The following is a 1,034-nucleotide window of genomic DNA, read 5'->3' on the forward strand; positions in this document are numbered from 1 at the left end:
CTGAACAAGGACGTGGCGCTGATCGAGGCGGGTGCCCTGGTCGCCGTCGCGATTGCGGTCACCACCCAGGTCGCGGGCGACATCGGCTACATGCTCCTCAACCCGCGCATCCGGATCGCGTGATGGCCACCATACAAGACGAGCTGGAGATCCGGGCCCCGGCCAAGCCGCCCGGCATGCTCAGCAAGCTGCTGGCACTGCGCCACTCCTGGGTGGCGGTGGTGGGGGCCACGCTGGTGCTGTTCTGGGTGGTGGTGGCGCTGATCGCACCGTTCGCCGCCCCGTTCGACCCGAACGCCCAGGACTTCATGGCGCTGGCCAACCCCCGGCCCGGCGGCGAGCACCTGCTGGGTACCGACATGCTCGGCCGCGACCTGCTCTCGCGGGTGATGTGGGGAGCGCGCACCGTGCTGGTGGTGGCGCCGATCGCCGTGGTGGTCGCCTATCTGATCGGCTGCACCATGGGGCTGCTGGCCGGCTATTTCGGCGGCTGGGTCGACACGGTGTTCTCGCGCCTAGCCGACATCGTGCTGAGCTTCCCGGTAATCATCCTCTACCTGATCATCATCGCGAATTTCGGTGCCTCGGCGTTCAACATCGTGCTGGCGGTCACCTTCACCGCCACGCCGCAGATCATGCGAATCGTCCGCGGCCTGACGCTGGACATCAAGAACCGCGAATACGTGACCGCGGCGCAGATCCGGGGCGAATCGGCGCTCTACATCATGGCGGTGGAGATCTTGCCGAACGCCAGGGGGCCGCTCATCGTCGATGCCTGCCTGCGCATGGGCTACACGATCATCGCGATCGGGGTGCTGGGCTTTTTGGGCCTGGGCCTGCCGCCGCCCGACCCGGACTGGGGCGGCATGGTCAAGGACACGTACGGGCTGATGTCGGTCTACCCGCACATGGCGCTGATCCCCGCCGCGGCGATCTCGTCGCTCGTGATCGGCTTCAACCTGCTGGCCGACGGGATCCGGGAGCTGGCGCTCAAGGACTGAGGCGAGAGCGGGCGGCGCGTGAACGAGGAACGC

1 protein-coding gene is annotated in these 1,034 nt (G+C 67.6%); it reads left to right on the forward strand.

Going from position 1 to position 1,034, the window contains the following annotated elements; genetic code table 11:
* Nucleotides 1–122 precede the first annotated feature (122 nt).
* A complete protein-coding gene (locus tag EQG76_RS23510) occupies nt 123–1,001 on the forward strand; it encodes an ABC transporter permease (protein WP_159716847.1) in 879 nt (292 codons plus the stop codon).
* Nucleotides 1,002–1,034 lie beyond the last annotated feature (33 nt).

This window comes from Geminicoccus flavidas, assembly GCF_009806515.1.
Lineage (GTDB): Bacteria > Pseudomonadota > Alphaproteobacteria > Geminicoccales > Geminicoccaceae > Geminicoccus > Geminicoccus flavidus.

What these genes read in the sequence shown, in the direction of transcription:
- EQG76_RS23510 (WP_159716847.1), top strand. Translation starts at nt 123, where the DNA reads ATGGCCACCATACAAGACGAGCTGGAGATCCGGGCCCCGGCCAAGCCG.